General features: G+C 30.6%; 12 protein-coding genes, 1 tRNA gene and 2 pseudogenes. 10 read left to right on the plus strand and 5 right to left on the minus strand.

The window, feature by feature from the left end:
• Window positions 1-35 precede the first annotated feature (35 nt).
• The 3 genes from L3J35_07335 to L3J35_07345 all read left to right on the plus strand — a co-directional run bounded on the left by L3J35_07335 (window position 36) and on the right by L3J35_07345 (window position 4,033).
• Complete coding sequence (locus tag L3J35_07335; GenBank protein ID MCF6366001.1) at window positions 36-992, plus strand: hypothetical protein; 957 nt, start codon at window positions 36-38, stop codon at window positions 990-992.
• 57 nt (window positions 993-1,049) lie between these two features.
• Window positions 1,050-1,123, plus strand: a tRNA-Arg gene (locus tag L3J35_07340).
• 138 nt (window positions 1,124-1,261) lie between these two features.
• Complete coding sequence (locus L3J35_07345; protein MCF6366002.1) at window positions 1,262-4,033, plus strand: AsmA family protein; 2,772 nt, start codon at window positions 1,262-1,264, stop codon at window positions 4,031-4,033.
• A gap of 131 nt (window positions 4,034-4,164) precedes the next feature.
• Here the strand turns inward: L3J35_07345 and L3J35_07350 are convergent, their stop codons facing one another.
• The 4 genes from L3J35_07350 to L3J35_07365 are packed head-to-tail and all read right to left on the minus strand — an operon-like array spanning window position 4,165 to window position 9,311.
• Window positions 4,165-4,887: a PorT family protein gene (locus tag L3J35_07350; GenBank protein MCF6366003.1), complete on the minus strand. Its 723-nt coding sequence runs from the start codon at window positions 4,885-4,887 to the stop codon at window positions 4,165-4,167.
• A 24-nt stretch (window positions 4,888-4,911) separates the two neighbouring features.
• Window positions 4,912-6,096: an aminotransferase class I/II-fold pyridoxal phosphate-dependent enzyme gene (locus L3J35_07355; protein MCF6366004.1), complete on the minus strand. Its 1,185-nt coding sequence runs from the start codon at window positions 6,094-6,096 to the stop codon at window positions 4,912-4,914.
• Window positions 6,083-8,485: a polysaccharide biosynthesis tyrosine autokinase gene (locus L3J35_07360; GenBank protein MCF6366005.1), complete on the minus strand. Its 2,403-nt coding sequence runs from the start codon at window positions 8,483-8,485 to the stop codon at window positions 6,083-6,085. The genes L3J35_07355 and L3J35_07360 overlap by 14 nt, the downstream gene beginning before the upstream one ends.
• A gap of 22 nt (window positions 8,486-8,507) precedes the next feature.
• Entirely contained in the window at window positions 8,508-9,311 is an 804-nt protein-coding gene (locus L3J35_07365) for a polysaccharide export protein (protein MCF6366006.1), read from the minus strand.
• A 109-nt stretch (window positions 9,312-9,420) separates the two neighbouring features.
• On the opposite strand from L3J35_07365, the gene L3J35_07370 reads away from it, so the two are divergent.
• The gene (locus L3J35_07370; GenBank protein ID MCF6366007.1) at window positions 9,421-10,008 is read left to right on the plus strand and encodes a YqgE/AlgH family protein; all 588 of its coding nucleotides are present in this window, start codon (window positions 9,421-9,423) and stop codon (window positions 10,006-10,008) included.
• On the opposite strand, the gene L3J35_07375 is transcribed toward L3J35_07370, so the two are convergent.
• Window positions 10,005-10,859, minus strand: coding sequence for an aminotransferase class IV (locus L3J35_07375; protein MCF6366008.1), 855 nt, complete (start codon window positions 10,857-10,859; stop codon window positions 10,005-10,007). The two genes, L3J35_07370 and L3J35_07375, sit on opposite strands and share 4 nt — an antisense overlap.
• Before the next feature lie 80 nt (window positions 10,860-10,939).
• Here L3J35_07375 and yaaA point away from each other — a divergent pair, with 80 nt between their 5' ends.
• From yaaA to L3J35_07405, 6 genes and pseudogenes are all read left to right on the plus strand, one after another.
• The gene (gene yaaA, locus L3J35_07380) at window positions 10,940-11,701 is read left to right on the plus strand and encodes a peroxide stress protein YaaA (GenBank protein ID MCF6366009.1); all 762 of its coding nucleotides are present in this window, start codon (window positions 10,940-10,942) and stop codon (window positions 11,699-11,701) included.
• Between the two features lie 108 nt (window positions 11,702-11,809).
• Window positions 11,810-12,868 carry an adenosine deaminase gene (gene add, locus L3J35_07385; protein MCF6366010.1) on the plus strand — a complete coding sequence of 353 codons (1,059 nt, stop codon included), beginning with the start codon at window positions 11,810-11,812 and terminating at the stop codon, window positions 12,866-12,868.
• 183 nt (window positions 12,869-13,051) lie between these two features.
• Window positions 13,052-13,933: pseudogene (locus L3J35_07390) on the plus strand (AAA family ATPase).
• 186 nt (window positions 13,934-14,119) lie between these two features.
• Window positions 14,120-14,281: pseudogene (locus L3J35_07395) on the plus strand (ATP-binding domain-containing protein).
• Window positions 14,270-15,496 carry a helix-turn-helix domain-containing protein gene (locus L3J35_07400; protein ID MCF6366011.1) on the plus strand — a complete coding sequence of 409 codons (1,227 nt, stop codon included), beginning with the start codon at window positions 14,270-14,272 and terminating at the stop codon, window positions 15,494-15,496. Before L3J35_07395 ends, L3J35_07400 begins: the two are co-directional and overlap by 12 nt.
• Before the next feature lie 143 nt (window positions 15,497-15,639).
• Window positions 15,640-16,680 (plus strand): hypothetical protein, encoded by a 1,041-nt coding sequence (locus L3J35_07405; GenBank protein ID MCF6366012.1) that lies wholly within the window; start codon window positions 15,640-15,642, stop codon window positions 16,678-16,680.
• Window positions 16,681-16,754: the final 74 nt, after the last annotated feature.

Below are 16,754 nucleotides of genomic sequence, written 5' to 3' on the forward strand. Positions count from 1 at the left end.
TTGATACTCAATAAGTTTAAATATAATTTGTAAATATGAAATTCAAAAGACCGAAAATATCAAAAAAGAAAATTATAATATTTTCGGTCTTTGTTTTTATTGCTGCGATTTTTTGGTTTCTTGATGCTTTAAATCGAGAATATACTACAAAAATTGAATATCCTATCGAACTTTACAATTTCCCTAAAGAACTGTCTGTCACATCAAATTATCCCGAAAAACTTAATGTTACCGTCAGAGCATACGGTTTTGATATTTTGGGGAAAATCAATATTGTAAATCCTTTAAAAATAAATGTTGAAGATTTATCCGTAAAAGATAAACTTGATAATTCGAAATTAGTTATTTCACTAAAGAAAATCTCGGATGATTTTTTTCCGAAAACTACAGGAATTGAAATTATACAAATACATCCCGAAATAATAGTATTATCAACAAAAAAACTTTTGTCTAAAAAAGTTCCCGTAAAACTGAATATAAATTTTACAACCGAAACACTTTATATGCAATCAGGTCATATTGAGATAATTCCTGACAGTATTAAAGTTTCGGGATCAGAAAAGATGCTTTCAAATTACGATGAAGCAGAAACAGTTTTTAAAAATTATAAAAACTTGAATGATACATTAACAGAGAATATTCAGTTAAAAACTGTAAATAACTTAAAGTTCTCAAAAGATAAGGTAAAAATAATTTTACCTGTTGATAAATATACTGAAAATGATATAAAAATCCCCGTTAAGGTTATTAATTGCCCCGACAGTTTGAAAATTGTTACTTTCCCGAACGAAATAAGTCTTACATATAAAATAGGCTTAAGCAGATATAATGAAGTAGGAGGAAATGATTTTGAAGTAGTAGTTGATTATTTACAAATAAAAGGAAAAAATAAAGAGAAAATACAAGTTTTATTAACAAAACAACCTAATCATCTGCAATCGGTTAAAATTTCTCCCGAATATTTGGAATATATAATTGAAAAGGCTGAATAAATTTAATAAATAACTTGCATTTTAATAAATTTTATTAATTTTGCAATCCGAAAAAACGGTCTCGTAGCTCAGTTGGATAGAGCAACAGCCTTCTAAGCTGTGGGTCCCAGGTTCGAATCCTGGCGGGATCACTTGAAAAGTCGTACTTGTCTGTTGATATGTACGGCTTTTTTTATTGTTAATAGCGTAAGTTTGGTATAAACGTTTTTTTCGTTTCTAAACCGAAAATATTTTCTTAAATTTACTCCGAATTTAATAATCTCAATCTTATGAAGAAGTTTCTAAAAATTACCGCAATAGTTTTAGTTATTTTAGTTGCCGTTATTATTCTTATTCCGATTATTTTTAAAGGGAAAATAATTGAAATGGCAAAAGAAGAAGCAAATAACAACCTAAATGCTAAAGTTGAATTTGTAGATTTTAATTTATCTCTGATAAAAAATTTTCCGAACATAAGTGCAGAATTAGAAGGACTTTCAATTGTAGGGATTGATACTTTTGCGACAGATACTTTAGTGAAATTTAAGAAATTTAAAGCAACATTAGATTTTATAAGCGTAATTTCAGGTAATGAGATTAAAGTTAAACGTATTTTTCTTGACGAACCGGTTATTAATATAAAAGTATTACAAAACGGAACGGCAAATTATGATATTGCAAAAGAAGATACAAGTTCAATTTCCGATGAAACAACGAATGATGAAACCGGGGATTCAAATTTTAAAATCAACTTAAAGAAGTTTGAAATTAAAAACGGCAATATTATATATGATGACAAAGAAAGTGATATCTATGCAAAAATGGAAAATCTTAATTTCATTTTATCCGGTGATATGACAGAAGATATAACAAATTTGGATATAAATATGCTTATTGATTCTTTGACGGTAAAATCGGAAGGCATAAAATATCTTAACAAAGTTAAAACAAAATTTGATTCAGAATTAAAAGCAGATTTAGAGAATTCAATTTATACATTTAAGGAAAATGAACTGAAACTTAATGAAATAACATTAGGTTTTGACGGGTTTGTTGAAATGCCGGAAGAAGACATAATAATGGATTTAACCTTTAATACCAAAGAATCAAAATTTAAAGATGCACTTTCAATGGTGCCGGCAGTTTATAAGTCGGATTTTGAAGATGTAACAACTTCGGGCGAATTTAAAATGGACGGTTATGCAAAGGGAACATATAATGATACTTTAATGCCCGCATACGGAGTAAATATTTTGATTAAAAATGCATATTTCAAGTATCCGGATTTGCCTAAATCAGTTGAAAATATTAATGTTAATATGAAAGTTGATGCCAAAGAAGGCAGCGGTGATGATATGACAATTAATATCAAAAAAGCAAGTATGACAATGGCAAAAAATCCGATAAATATTAGTGCGTTTATTCATATGACTGCCGAAGATGTAGGTATGAGCGGAAAAATAAAAGGAAAAGTTGATTTGAACTCGGTAAAAGATGTTATTCCTGCTGACAATATGGATTTAACAGGTATCATAACTGCAGATATCAGTTTTAAAGGAAATCTTTCCGATATTGAAAACGAGAATTATGAGAAGTTTGATGCAAAAGGAAACTTTGGAATTCAAAAAATGAATGTAAATATGTCGGATATGCCGAAAATTAACATTCAAAAAGCAGACATGAACTTCTCACCGCAATTTGTTTATTTAAAGCAATTTGATGCAAAAATAGGAAAAAGTGATTTGCGTTTAAGCGGAAAAGTTAATAATTTATTTTCATATGTTTTTAAAGATGAATTATTAAGCGGAACTTTTAGTTTTAATTCTGACTTTATAGACGTTGATGAGTTAATGAATGTAGGAAGTTCAGATTCCGAAAGCGGAACAGAAGACGGTACATCGTCAGAGTCGGAAGTTGTTGAAATTCCCGGGAATCTTGATTTTACATTAAATTCGTCATTGAAAAAAATTGTTTATGATAAACTTACAATTACAAATGCCGTAGGTAAAATTATTATTAAAGACAGCAAATTGGATATGCAACAATTAAAAATGGATATGCTCGGCGGTTCAATGACAATGAACGGTTCTTATGATACCAAGAACATTTCGAAACCTTTTGCCGATTTTAATATGAGCATTAATAATTTTAATATTGCCGAAACTTCAAAAGCATTTTTAAGTATTAAAAGGTTTGCTCCCGTAATAGAAAACTGTACAGGCGATATTTCTGCAAATATAAGTTTGCAATCAATTTTAGACAATGAAATGATGCCTGTATTAAAAAGTCTTATGAGTACCGGAGATTTAAGTTCAGGTAATTTATCAATCAGAAATAATAAACTGTTTGAGAAATTAGCGAACAGAACTAAGCAGAATAAATTTAAGTCGCCGAGGTTAAACAATCTTGATTTGTCTTATTTTATTGATAACGGTAATTTAACGGTTAAACCTTCAAAATTTAAAATAGGAGATTCTGAAATTAAATTCGGAGGAACACAAAATATAGATAAAGGTTTAAATTTTGATATCGGAATGGTTCTTCCGAAAGGAATTGCAGGAGGTTTAATTGATAAATTTTCGACAAAAAGTTCAAAAGAAAATGTTGGTGTAAATGCCCGAATAGGAGGAACAGCAGATGAGCCGAAGATTGTAGGATTTACAAGTGCCATTACAGAAGGAGCTTTTGAACAGGTTGAGGAAGTGAAAAATGAGGTAAAAGAAAAAGCAACTAAAATTATTGAAGAAGCAAGAATACGTGCCGATAAAATAATAAAAGTAGCAGAAAACCAAGCAAATACTATCAGGGCAAAAGCAGATAATGCCGGGAAGAAGTTAATTTCGGAGGCAGAAAACCAGGGGAATAAGTTAATTAAGCAAGCTAAAAATCCTATTTCAAAAAAAGCAGCTGAAGTTTCAAAGAAAAAACTTGTTGACCAAGCCAAAAAACAAGCAAACAATTTAAATTCAAGTGCAGATAAACAAGCAAGAAGTATAATTAATTCTGCAAAAAATAAAGCTGATAAAATTGTGAATGATGCTAAAAAAAGAGCAGGGAACTAAGTTGCACTTATAGCTTCTGAGTTTTTAACATAAACGGAACTTCTGAAAACTTTGCAATAATCGAATATTGACAGAAGCTACTGTAAACCAGCCTTGCGGTGGACTTACCAATAAGCAATAACATAGTTCCGTTACTTATGCATTCCCATTTCTAAACCAATAATTAATCTCGGGAATTCTGATGTACTTATTGCAGTTTTAAAATTATCTGTAAATAAGTTTGACATTCTGTATTTTCCGAATAAAACAAATTTTCCGTAACCTAATCTTGCTTGCAACCCGTAATTTAATTTTTCAAGATAGTTTAAATGAAAGTATGTCACAGTAATATATTCTGAACCTAACGGGTTATTAGGGTCGTTTGCATTAATTGTAACTTCTCTTGATATTGCATACGCATATTCGCCGTAAGCTCCCAAATCTATATAGTTTCCTATAGTATTATCTCTTTTTCCGATATTAAATCTGATAAAAACATCTCCTCCGAGATTATTGGTTCTTATTTTTTCTTTGTCATACATCATATCACCGGGTACAACCTTCGTGTCAACCTGGCTCAAATGCCAAACTTTATATGTGTAGTTTATACCTGTTCCGAGTGCAAAAAAATCTGCAATTTTAAACTTGTATCTTGCTCCGTAGGTAAATGTATGTGATTTTCCGTAGAGTATGTCAGCTCCTTCGCCTTCTGTTAAAGGCATCATAAAACCGATGTTTAAATATGAGTGCACATAGTGTGTATTATTTGCTCCGAATTTCTTTTCAGACTTGTTTTTATTGTCATCTTTGGTTTCTTGTGCAATTCCTGAAAAACTATATATACAAACTATTAAAATAAATATTGCTTTCTTCATAGTCAAATATTAATGAGTTATTATTTATAAACTTTCTTTTATTAATTTATATGTTCTTTCGATGTTATTATCTAAACCTACGGAAAATCTTACAAGCCCGGGAGACATTCCCATTTCTCTTTGAACATCTTCGGGTATTTCGGAGGAGGTGCTGCTGCCTGAATTGCTGAATAATGTTTTAAAATAACCTAAACTTACCGCAAGATAACCGACACCTTTTTCTTGCATTTTTTCCATAAAATTATAAGCTTTTTCTTTTGTTTCCAAGTCAATTGCAATCATTCCGCCGTATCCGTATTCTGAATTCATCATAGAATTTAACAGAGAGTAATCTTTATGGGTTTTTAACCCGGGATATATAACTTTAACGCCGTCTTCGGTAAATTTCTCTGCTAAATACATTCCGTTTTTGCTGTGTTGTTTCATTCTGATATGAAGTGTATATAAGTTTTTCAGAATACTTGACGAACGCATCGGGTCAAGTACCGGACCGAGCAACATTGCTGTTCCTGTATTTACGTCAATTAATGAATCAATAAACTCATTGTCAGAACAAATTGCACCTGCAACGCAATCATTTTTGCCGTTAATAAATTTGGTCATGCTGTAAACAACTATGTCAGCACCGAGTTTATACGGAGCAACAATCATCGGAGAGAAAGTATTGTCAACAATTAATTTTGCTCCGGCATTTTTTGCAATCTTTGCTATTTCAGGTATATTTGAGATTTGCAATAAAGGGTTTGAAATTGTTTCGGTGTAAATAAGTTTTGTATTCGGTCGTACGGCTTTTTTTATACTTTCTAAATCTGTAGGAATTACAAAAGTAACATCAATATTAAATTTAGGCAAATAGTTTTTTAGAAAAGCATAAGTACCGCCGTAAGTCGTAACGGATGATATAATATGGTCGCCCGAACTGCAAACTTGTAAAATTGCTGAAGTTATTGCACCCATACCGGAAGCTGTTACCCATCCGGCTTCTGTTCCTTCCATTGCAGCCAAAGCATCCGACAGGTATTTATTTGTAGGATTCCAATGTCTTGAATATAAGAAACACCCTTCGGTTTCACCCTGAAAAGTATCGTCCATTGTTTCAGCACCGAGAAAAGTATAGGTTGCCGAATCAGTAACAGAAGGATTAACTCCTCCGTATTCTCCGAATTGTTCTAACTTGCTTATTTCAGTTGCAGGATCAAACTTTTTCATTTTCATTTTTTTTAAACTTATTTAATATTTTTTTAAATATTGATTTTTTCTTTTCATCAAATTCTTCGTAATAACCTTGTCCGTATCCGTATCCGTATCCGTATCCGTACCCGTAACTGAACCCGTATCCTCTTTTTATTTGAACTTCGTTCAGAATTATTCCGAGATTTCTTAAACTATTATCTTTTTTAACATCTTCAATTAATTTAATAACATTTTTTGTAGAGTAATCTTGTCTCATTACAAATAAGTATGCATCAGCTATATCTGTTAATAATAAAGCATCTGTTACAACAGCAATGGGAGGAGTGTCAATAATAACATAATCAAAATCTTCTGATGCTTTTTTGAAGAAGATCTTCATTCTTTCAGATTCAATTAATTCTGCCGGGTTAGGAGGTATCAAACCTGAAAGAGCAATATATAGGTTAGGAATACTTGTTTCTTGTATTACCTCATTATATTCTGCCCGTTCTACAAGATATGAACTTATTCCTTTTTCATTATTATAGCTGAAATCTTCTTGCAGTTTCGGTTTTCTTAAATCTAAACCTACTAACAGAGTTTTTCTTTCCGAAATTGCTATTACACCGGCAAAGTTTTTAGAAACAAATGATTTTCCTTCTCCGCTGACAGAAGAAGTTATTGCAATAATTTTGTTTTTTTTGTTTTTAAGAATGTATTGTAAATTAGTTCTTATTGCTCTGAAAGATTCTGAAATTGGCGACTTTGGGTGTGCAATAACCGGTAAATTTGATTTGTGTTTGTTTTTTCCTACAGTTCCGAATATGGGTATTGATGTTCTTTTTTCGATATCACTTTTATCTTCAATTTTATTGTTGAAGAATTCCATTGCAACAATAATAAGTATCGGAATTATTAACCCTAACATTATCCCTTTTCTTTTATTCCCGCTTGTGTCTGGTGATTTTTTTACAGCTGTTTCGGGGCGAGCCCTATCTAACATTTTTGTGTCAGCTTTATTTGATGCTTGTGTAATTGCAGCTTCGGTTCTTCTTCTTAATAATAGTGTATATATTTCATCATTAATGTTAAATTTTCTTTCAATATTAATAATACGCCTTTCTGATACAGGTAATTTGTTAATGTTTCGATTAATTTTTCTAATGTTATTTTTTATATTTCCGATTTCATTTTCTGTAACCTCAATATTCTTTTTTGCATGAACAAATATTTGATTCTGAATTTTAGAAATTTGCAAATCTAATTTTTCAGAGATAGGAATATCATTTTTTATACTAAAATCCAGAATGTCTCTTTCGGTTCTGGCTTCGGAAAGTTTAGAGAGGTATGATAATAAAACAGGATCATTAATATCCATAACGGAAGGAGCGGTCATTGTTTCTGTTTCAATATCAGAAGATAATTGATCGCGAAGATATTGGTAGTATGTAAGTTTTTTATTTTGTAATTCGAGGTATTTTTGTAAATCATTTAGCCGTGTCATTAATAACATACCCTCATTACTTATATCAACAGTTTTGTTCTGTTGTTTGAAAATTTGCATAGTATTTTCTGTTTTTTTAAGAGAGTCAGAAACACCTTCCAGCTGTTTGTCAATAAATTCAATAATACTTGTAGCTTTTTGATTTTTTTCTGCTAATCCGTTTCTGATATAGATTTCAATAAGTTTGTTTAAATAATCTGCATCTTTTTGCGGAACTGTTCCTACTAACCAAAGCCATAAGATAGAACTTTTTTCGGGGCTTATATTAATTTCTAATCTGCCCAAATAATTTTGGACTATACCTGTTACGGAGTTTTTTATAAAAAAATATTTCTTGCCTGCAATATTTGGATTATAAGGTAAGGAATCTCTATGTATTATGTTAAAATTAAAGTCTTTATAAATAAATTGTTCACCTACTTTAATTTTCTTATTTATTTCGAATCTTTCTATAGTAATTTCAACTTCATTTTCTGATATGAATTTAACATAAACAGGTGTACCTGTATGTTGAGAGAACGCAGTGTCATAGCTAACGATAAAAGGCGAATTTTTGTAAACCTCATAGTCTTTTTTGAATCGTTCATCTATGTAGTAGGAAATTTCAAATTTAAGTTCTTTTACTGCTTCTTCACTAAGAGAAAAAGATTTAAGGATTCCTATTTGTGTATCTAAATTTTTCCGTTTGCTGAATAGTGTTAAACCGCCGGCAACTTCATCTTCGTTGCTTTCGCCTTTTAACATTACTGTAGCGTGTAATCCATAGGTAGCAATTGTATGTTTATTAATCCATTTAGCGGCAAAAAATGCAACACCGATAGAAATTACAAATAAGTACCAGTATGAGACAGCCTTAAATAAGTATTTTTTTATATCAATACCTTGAGATGAATCTTCATGTATATTGTTTATGTCTTCCATATTTATATCTTATATCAAAGTATTAGTTGCCGGTACTGAAAAGACTAATTACAATAACCGTTGTTGTTAATGCAGATGATAATGCAGAGAAGAAAAAAAGATAATCTCTGAAATTCATTTGTACAATTTTGGCTTTAATCGGTTCAACGATTACAATATCATCGGGGTATAAATAGAATTTATTTGAAGATAAAAGCTCACGTTTTGTTAAATCTAAATTATATACTAATCTTTTATTATTTTCTTTTCTTACAACGGTTACTTTACTCATATTACCATATTCAGTTATTCCTCCGGCTCTTGATACGGCTTCTAAAATATCTATATTGTCTTGATAAATAAATACAGAACCTTCGTTGTTAACTTCTCCCAAAAACGATATTTTAAAACTTACGAATTTTACATTAACAATTGCATTATTCAGGTATTTATATGTTTTTTCTGTTACATCAGATCTAAATTCTTGTACGGTTTTGTTTTCTGCAAGGATACTTCCGAGTATCGGAATTTGAACATAACCTGAATCATTAACTGTAAACCCTGTCAAATAAAACTCTCCGCCGTTATTACTTCTGTTTTGACTGCTTCCTGCTTCATCAAGTCTAAATAGCTTATTTATTTCAGGATCGGTTGTGTTAATTTTAACATGAAGAACATCATTAGGTTTTAATTTATAAGGTTCTGATTTAACATTATATAAATAAACAGTATCATTTTTTTGGTTTTCTTTGTAAATATACCTTATTCTTCTGTTACAAGAAGTCGAAAGCATTACCAGAATAATAACTGTTATAGAATAAGCAGGTAATTTGATTTGTTTTTTCATGTAATTTGTCTTACATTACAAAAGTAAAATTTTATATTTGTTTTTAATATATTAAAAGTAAAAAACGGTATTTAAATTGTACTATTATTTACAAATTGTATAATTGTTTATGAAAATTAAGCCCGATATATTTAAAATCAAGCATAATAATGTTTCTCCGAAACAAGGCTTAGTACTTGTTTCTGAGCCGTTTGCTCCTGACAGTGTTTTTAGTCGCTCAGTTATTTTATTAGCAGAACATAATGAAGAAGGAACGGTCGGTTTTATTATAAATAAACCGATAAAAAGAACTTTACGGCAAATAACTAAAGAATTCGGAAATATTGACATGAAAATATCAATAGGAGGTCCCGTAAATAATGAAAATATTTATTTTATTCATACATACGGAAAGAAAATACCGGGCAGCATAAAGATAATAGATAATTTATATTGGGGAGGGGATTTTAAAGTTTTACAAATGTTGTTAGAATCAGGAACTGTTGATGAAAATAAAATAAGATTTTTTGTAGGTTATTCGGGCTGGCAAAAGGATCAATTAAAAAATGAAATTAAAAAAGATTATTGGTTGGTTTCTGATATTGATACAAAAACTGTTATGCACTATGACAAAGAAATTTGGAATAAAGTAGTTGCAAAACTTGATAAAAGATATAGTATTTGGCAATATTTTCCGGAAAACCCTAATTTGAATTAATCTAAGGAATCATTAAGTTTTCGTATTAAAAAATCTGACATTCTTTTATAATATCTTTTATTTTTATAAGCAACAACCCATTTAACTCCTGAAATTGAATTGCTTAAGAAAACTTCGTCAGCTTTTAGTAAATCAGTAACATCAATTGATTTTTCTATACAAACAATTTTATGCTGTTTTGCCAGTTTTAATATTTTATTCCTCATTATTCCGTTAATGCAACCGTCAATAACAGGCGGAGTAGTCAGTTTTTCACTCTTAACCGTGAAAATATTTGATGAAATTGACTCAAGTATATTTCCTTTATTATTCAAAATCAAACAATCATCAAAATTATTTTCATTTTTATAGATACCTGCCATTGTATAAATAATTGAATTTGCAGTTTTATATTGCGAGAAGACATTCTGAGGTTTTTTTATTTCATTAAATATCCCTAACAGTAAGCCTTTCGTATTTAATTTGAATTTGTCATCTTCAAGCTTTGAGGAACTTATAATATAGTCAACATCATTTGTTTGCGGTGTATATAAGCCTCCGGGTTTTCTGAAAACAGTTATTCTTATTCGAGAAGCTTTGAAAATCTTATTTCTGTTTAACAGTTGAATTATTTCTTCCTCTAATTTTTGTCTGAATACGGTAAATTTATCGGGTACTTCATATTTCAAAACTTTCATTCCCGAAACTAACCTTTGTAAATGTTCTTCTAAAAATAAAACTTTACGATTATTAACTCTTATAGTCTCAAAGATAGAGTCTCCGTATAAAAAAGCTCTGTTTTTATAAGAAATTTCTATGCTGCCGGCAGGAATATATTTGCCGTTATAAATTATTTGCGTCTTATCAAACATAGTTTAATTCAATTTGATAATGCAAGTATAATTATTATTTATTTTATATTTGTTTCCGTTTATAATTAAAAATAATTAACATGTTACTCATTATATCTCCCGCAAAAAAGCTAAGTGCAAATTCTGTTAAATTTGATGATTCGTCAACAGTTGAATTTCCTGATGAAAGCAAAGAATTAGTAAGCATTCTGAAAAAATATAAACCTGCAGATTTGTCTGCATTAATGAAAATAAGTCCGAAACTCGGAGAACTGAATTATGAAAGATTTATTAAATGGAAGTATCCTTTTGAAAGTGAAGAAGCAGGAACAGCAATCAATTTGTTTAAAGGAGATGTGTATAGAGGAATGGATGTTGATACTTTTACAAAAGAAGATTTGAAGTTTGCCCAAAAACATTTAAGAATACTTTCAGGTTTATACGGTGTTTTAAAGCCTTTGGACATAATTTTACCGTACAGATTAGAAATGGGAACAAAATTAAAAACAAAAAAAGGAAAAAATTTATACGATTTTTGGAAAGATAAAATAACCGAAAAAATAAATTCTTATCTGAAAGAGCAAGGAGATAATATTTTAATAAACTTAGCTTCTGACGAATATTTCAAATCAATTAAGCCCAAAAAACTTAAAGCAAAAGTTATTACCCTTGTTTTTAAAGAATACAAAAACGGCGAATATAAAATTGTAAGTATTTATGCAAAAAAAGCCAGAGGTTTAATGAGCCGATTTATTATAAAAAATAAAATAACAACTCCGGAGGATATTAAAGGATTTAATGAAGATAATTATTTCTATGATGATGAGTTGTCATCAGAAAATAAATTAATTTTTGTCAGGTAAGATATTTTTTTTACTTTTGTAGGTTAAATAAGAAAATCTTGTTTTTTCTCATCGGTAACATTCTTTACTGTTGAGATTTTTTTTAATAAAAACCCTTATAAAAAATATATGAAGAAATTAACAAAAGAATTTATACACAGCCTTCCTAAAGCTGAACTTCATTGCCATCTTGACGGCTCTATGAGAGTAGAAACTATTATAGATCTTGCAAAACAGCAAAATGTAAAACTGCCTGAAACCGATCCTAAAAAATTAGAACGCTTATTAGTTGCAGGACCGTGGTGCGAAAGTTTAGTTGATTATTTAAAAGCATTTGATATTACAACTTCCGTAATGCAAACAGCAGAATCATTAAGAAGATCAACTTATGAACTTGCAGAGGATGCAGCATCAGAAAACGTAAGATATTTAGAAATAAGATTTTCCCCGTTATTACACCTAAAAGAAGGCCTGACTTTAACAGATGTAATTGATGCAGTATTAAAAGGAAAAGAAGAAGCCGAAAGAAAATTCAATATAATTATCGGCATCATAGTAAGCGGATTAAGACATTTCTCACCCGACAAATCATTAACATTAGCAGAATTATCAGTTGCATATAAAAATGCAGGTGTCGTAGGATTTGATTTAGCAGGTGCAGAAGCAAATTTTCCTGCAAAAGACCATAAAGAAGCATTTTATTTAATTGTAAACAATAATATTAATACAACGGCACATGCGGGCGAAGCATACGGACCCGAATCTATTCATCAAGCATTACATGTAATAAATGCAAACAGAATAGGACACGGAACAAGATTAAGAGAAGACGGTGATTTGCTTAATTATATAAATGACCACAGAATTCCTCTTGAAATGTGTATTACTTCAAATGTTCAAACAAAAGCCGTTAAAGATTTAAAAAGTCATCCGGTAAAATTTTATTTTAATTACGGATTAAGAGTCACTTTAAATACAGACAACAGGTTAATCTCAGGAACTACTTTAACTGATGAATATTGGCTTGCCGTTAAAGAATTCGGTTTTACGGCACCGGAACTTAAATATTTAATTTTGAATGGTTTTAAATCTGCATTTTTACCTCACAACAGAAAAGTAGCTTTAATCAAAAGTGTTATGGCAGAATTAGAGGAGAAAGGTTTAAAGATAAAAACAGATTATATGTAATAATTTGTCTTTAAAAATAAAAACCGATGTTTGTGCATCGGTTTTTTTATTGTAATTATCTAAATTAAAACATTGCAATTTTAAATTACAGTATTTACCGTGTTAAAAAAGTAAGTACGACAGCATAAATTATATAAATTTCAATTAAATTTGTGAGGTAAAATTATACTAAGAAAATATCGAATGAACAAAAATCCCGAATTACAATTAGCCGAAAAATTTGTAAAATACACAAATCGAAATATATTTTTAACAGGCAAGGCGGGAACCGGAAAAACAACTTTTCTCAAATCTTTAAAATTCAAATCTCAAAAGCGAATGGTTGTAGTTGCCCCTACCGGAGTAGCAGCAATTAATGCCGGAGGTGTTACTGTTCATTCTTTTTTTCAACTTCCTTTCGGACCTATTATTACCGAAAAAGTTGCAGGATACAAAATTGAAAATCCGAACTTCAAACAAAAGTTTAATAAGCAAAAAATTAATATCATCAAAACATTAGACCTTCTTGTTATTGATGAAATCTCAATGGTGCGTGCCGATATTCTTGATGCAATTGATGAAACTCTACGCCGCTATAAAAATCGTTTCAAACCGTTCGGCGGTGTGCAACTTCTTATGATAGGTGATTTACAGCAACTTGCCCCCATCGTTAAACATGAAGAAATGCACCTTTTAAGCCCTTACTATAAATCAATGTATTTTTTTAACAGCAAAGCGTTGCAGGAATCAAATATGGAAAGCATTGAACTGAAACATATTTACAGGCAAGATGACAATGTTTTTATCAATATTTTGAATGAAATAAGAAATGACGTTCTTTCCAAAAAATCTTATGATTTATTGCACAAAAGATATATCCCCGATTTTAAACCCGCAAATAATCAAGGCTACATCACACTCACTACTCATAATAATTCTGCAAGTATTATTAATGAAGAAAAATTAAACCAGATAAAAGAAAAGGCACATAAATTTGAGGCAATAATTCAAGGAAACTTCTCAGAATATGCTTATCCGACAGATTTTGAACTTAAATTGAAATTAGGAGCTCAAGTGATGTTCGTAAAAAATGACAGTAATCCGGCAAAACGATATTATAACGGAAAAATCGGAAAAATTACGGGTTTTGACAATAACATCATAAGGGTAAAATGCGAAGGCGATTACGAAGAAATTGAAGCCGGCAGAGAAACTTGGGAAAATATTCGGTATAATATTAATAAAGAAACCAAAGAAATACAAGAAGATTTTATAGGTTCATTTACACAATATCCTCTGAGGCTTGCATGGGCAATTACTATTCATAAAAGCCAGGGTTTAACTTTTGAAAAAGCAGTTATTGATGCATCTTCCGCATTTGCACACGGACAAACCTATGTTGCACTAAGTCGTTGCAAAACTTTGGAAGGTTTAGTATTAAGTTCAAAAATCTCTGAATCGGCAATTATTTGCGATGCAGAGGTTATTGATTTTAACAAACAAACAGAAGAAAATCAGCCCGATGAAGATAAATTAAAAGATGCAATAAACGACTATCAATCAGAACTTATCAATAATCTTTTTAATTACAAACAACTTTTTTACAGATTCAAAACTCTTGAAAAAAATCTAAGAGAATACCATGGTTATTATCTCGGGAATATAGGCGATGCAATTTTAGATATTAAAGAAAAAATACTGCCTAAAATTTCAGGTATTGCTCAAAGCTTCATAAAACAAGTAAATACATTTTTAGAAGAAAATCCGAATGCCGAAAAAAATACAAATGTTCAGGAGCGATTAAAAAAAGCCGGTGAATATTTTATAAAATTCCATAAAGAAGAAATAATAGCCAAACTTGAAAACAGCAGTTTTGAAACAGATAACAGCTCCGTTAAAAAAGCAATTACCGAAAATTTATCTTCGATAAATGAGATTCTCAACATCAAACAAAAAAGTTTAAAGGTTTGTATAAGTGGATTTAATATAAAAGAATACCTTGAAGTAAGAGCAAAAGCAGCACTTGAAGATAAAAAGAAACCGAAAATTAAAACCGGAGAAATTGCAACAGAACATCCCGCTCTTTATTCAAGGCTTAAACAATGGCGTTACGAAACGGCAGACGAAGCCGATGTTAAATTATATATGGTTCTTTCAAATAAATCAATACAAGAAATTGCAAATAAACTTCCTTCGAGCACCAAACAATTAAAAGCAATTTCCGGGATAGGCAAAGCAAAATTAAACCAATTCGGGGAAGAAATTATTTCAATGGTTTTGCAATATCTTGCAGAAAATAATATTAAGCCGAAAGAAGACTTGCCCGAAATTCCGAAACCCGAAAAGAAAAAAACATGGGAAATAACTTACGAATTATACAAAGCAGGAAAAACTGTCGAAGAAATTGCAAAAGAACGGGAGTTTACCACTCAAACAATTGAAAATCACCTTGGCAGATATATTGAAACCGGAGAATTGAAAATATCTGAATTTATGAATAACAAAACTGTCGAAACCATAAAATTATATTTTGAGAAACACAAAGACAAAACTTTATCCGAGGTAAAAAATGCTTTATCTGATGAAATAACTTGGTCGCAACTAAAATTGGTTCAGTATTATATGAAATTTACAGCGAACAAAAGTTAAACTGCAATTTCATAAATAAAATTATAATGTAATTTAACAGCTTTGTCAAAGCTTTAACAAAGTTAATTCCTTCAAAAAACTTTTGAAAATTCTAAAAATTAAATTAAATTTGGGAAAGAATTATTTACCTAAAATGTAAAATTATGAAAAAAAATCACTTATTAACTGCATTATTTCTTATTATCACAAGTTCAATATTTGCACAATTCCCGCAAGGAGTAAACTCAATTGATGTAAAACCTAACAAAGTAACAACTTTTACCGGAAATTTGGCTGACGGCTTTATTATGAAAGACCTGAGTTGGGCATCAACAAGTTCAAATGCTTGTTTTCCGGCAACGCAAAATAAAAAGTTCAGAGGGAAACACGTTCTTCACGGATTTGTAATCCCGCCTTATTCCGAAGTTTTTGTAAAAGTAATTCCGAAAAACAAAAATGCAAATTTCAGTTTATACGGCTATCAAGTCGGAACAACAAATTATTCGGTAGTGCCGAATTTAAGTTCGTGTGTTTCTTGCGAAGCTGACCATAAATGGGATTATCCGAAAAAAGGCAGAGTACAAGATCATACAAGAACAATCAGATTTAATTCAATAAAAAACCCTTACAATATATTTATAGGTGTAGCCGGTGCCGAAGGTCTTGAAAAAGGAGAATACACATTAGAGATTAATTTAAAAACAAGAGTAACAAACACCGAAGAACAAAAAACATTAAAAATGTACACCGCAAAAAGCGAAAAAGGAAAAACATTGGCTTATAAAGGCAATTTAGCCGACGGTGTTAAAATTCATGACCTGTCTTGGGCTTCTAACAGTTCGGTTGCATGTTTTCCGGCAACGCAAAACCATAAATTTACGGGAAACCACATTATTTATATAACCGAAATACCGAGATATTCAAAAATGTGGATAACGGTTGTTCCTGACGATAAAAAAGCAAACATGAGTATTTATGCCTACACGGTGGGAACTAACAGCAATGCAATGGTGCCTAATTTAAGCTCTTGTGTTACATGCGAAGCCGACCATAAATGGGATTACCCGAAAAGAGGACGAACACAAGACCATACCAGAAGCGTATATCTTAATGCTATAAACAATCCCTACAAAGTTGTAATAGGCGTTGCCGGTGCCGACGGTTTAACAAAAGGAGGCTTTGTTTTGAAGATTAAAACTGAATAAGACACTATCTTTGTTTCGGCATAAACGACTGGGATGGAGCAAGATGCAGTCGTAAAAAAGTAAAAACAATAAAT

The sequence above is a fragment of the Bacteroidales bacterium genome, assembly GCA_021648725.1.
In the GTDB taxonomy this organism is placed as follows: Bacteria; Bacteroidota; Bacteroidia; order Bacteroidales; family JAADGE01; genus JAADGE01.

Coding starts and splice junctions, on each gene's coding strand:
- L3J35_07365 (MCF6366006.1), bottom strand. CDS start 9,311: ATGAAAAAACAAATCAAATTACCTGCTTATTCTATAACAGTTATTATT.
- L3J35_07370 (MCF6366007.1), top strand. CDS start 9,421: ATGAAAATTAAGCCCGATATATTTAAAATCAAGCATAATAATGTTTCT.
- L3J35_07350 (MCF6366003.1), bottom strand. CDS start 4,887: ATGAAGAAAGCAATATTTATTTTAATAGTTTGTATATATAGTTTTTCA.
- L3J35_07345 (MCF6366002.1), top strand. CDS start 1,262: ATGAAGAAGTTTCTAAAAATTACCGCAATAGTTTTAGTTATTTTAGTT.
- L3J35_07375 (MCF6366008.1), bottom strand. CDS start 10,859: ATGTTTGATAAGACGCAAATAATTTATAACGGCAAATATATTCCTGCC.
- L3J35_07405 (MCF6366012.1), top strand. CDS start 15,640: ATGAAAAAAAATCACTTATTAACTGCATTATTTCTTATTATCACAAGT.
- L3J35_07355 (MCF6366004.1), bottom strand. CDS start 6,096: ATGAAAAAGTTTGATCCTGCAACTGAAATAAGCAAGTTAGAACAATTC.
- L3J35_07335 (MCF6366001.1), top strand. CDS start 36: ATGAAATTCAAAAGACCGAAAATATCAAAAAAGAAAATTATAATATTT.
- add (MCF6366010.1), top strand. CDS start 11,810: ATGAAGAAATTAACAAAAGAATTTATACACAGCCTTCCTAAAGCTGAA.
- yaaA (MCF6366009.1), top strand. CDS start 10,940: ATGTTACTCATTATATCTCCCGCAAAAAAGCTAAGTGCAAATTCTGTT.
- L3J35_07360 (MCF6366005.1), bottom strand. CDS start 8,485: ATGGAAGACATAAACAATATACATGAAGATTCATCTCAAGGTATTGAT.